Genomic DNA, 1,219 nt, shown 5'->3' on the forward strand with positions numbered 1-1,219 from the left:
TGTGTAGTGATGGTATTCCCCTGACAGTCCACCGCGCCTAGAAGCGGTGGCCATATCCCCCCTGACGGGTTAAAGAAAGCGTTAGCAGACGTTATCTACAACCTGAAAGGAGTGGGATATGACCACCGATGAGAAAGTAGCACGGCGCAAGCTCAGCCTGCTAGAACTGGCCCAGGATCTGGGCAATGTCTCCAGAGCCTGCAAGGTAATGGGCTACTCCCGGCAGCAGTTCTATGAAATCCGGCGGAACTTCCAAACCTATGGCTCAGAGGGCCTGATTGACCGCCTTCCTGGCGCCCGCGGCCCTCACCCCAACCGGGTCAGTGAGGAGATCGAGGAAGCCGTTCTGGCGTATTGCCTGAAGGAACCGACCCACGGCTGCTTGAGGGTCGCTCAGTCACTGGCCCTGGAGGGCGTTACGGTGTCTTCCATGGGCGTACGCGGAGTCTGGGCCCGGCACAACCTCCAGACCAAACACGAGAGACTGATGCGCCTGGAGCAGGCCACCCGGGAGAAGCGGGTGGAACTCACCGAACGCCAGGTCAGGCTCCTGGAGCGCTTCAGCCCGGAGTTCAGGGAGCGACACATTATTACCAACCATACCGGGGAGTTAGTGGCCGTCGACACCTTCTACGTCGGCCAGCTCAAAGGGGTCGGAAAGGTCTATCTGCAGACCGTCATCGACTGCTTCAGCCGCTACGCCTGGGGCCGTCTCTATACCTCGAAACTGCCCATCACCGCCGTTCACGTACTCAACAATGATGTTCTGCCCTTCTTCGAGAAACACAATGCCCGCATCTCCACGATCTTGTCGGATAACGGGCGGGAATTCTGCGGGAGGCCCGACACCCACCCGTACGAACTGTTCCTCCAGCTCGAGGAGATCGAACACCGCACCACCCGGGTTCGGCGGCCACAATCCAATGGCTTCGTGGAACGGATGCATCGTACGTTGCTGGATGAACACTTCCGGATCAAAGGGCGCGAGAAGTGGTATGAGAGCGTCGACGAAATGCAGACCGACCTGGATGACTACCTGGTTCGCTACAACACCAAACGCCCTCATCAGGGACGCGACATGAAAGGTAGAACGCCCTATGCCGTGTTCGTGAAGGGCCTGCCAAAGGAGAAGAAAGTCGTTGCAAAAACCGCCGCACAAACGGCATAACTGAAACTGCCCGTCAGGAGGGGACTGTCAGGTAATAACCATCACTGTACA

The 1,219-nt window shown here is 58.0% G+C and carries 1 protein-coding gene; it reads left to right on the forward strand.

Features of this window, described 5'->3' with window-relative positions:
• Window positions 1–118: 118 nt before the first annotated feature.
• Entirely contained in the window at window positions 119–1,168 is a 1,050-nt protein-coding gene (locus A6D6_RS21610; protein ID WP_159661850.1) for an IS481 family transposase, read from the forward strand.
• Window positions 1,169–1,219 lie beyond the last annotated feature (51 nt).

Origin of the sequence: Alcanivorax xiamenensis, from assembly GCF_009846745.1 — a bacterium.
GTDB classification, from domain to species: Bacteria; Pseudomonadota; Gammaproteobacteria; order Pseudomonadales; family Alcanivoracaceae; genus Alloalcanivorax; species Alloalcanivorax xiamenensis.

What these genes read in the sequence shown, in the direction of transcription:
- A6D6_RS21610 (WP_159661850.1), top strand. Translation starts at nt 119, where the DNA reads ATGACCACCGATGAGAAAGTAGCACGGCGCAAGCTCAGCCTGCTAGAA.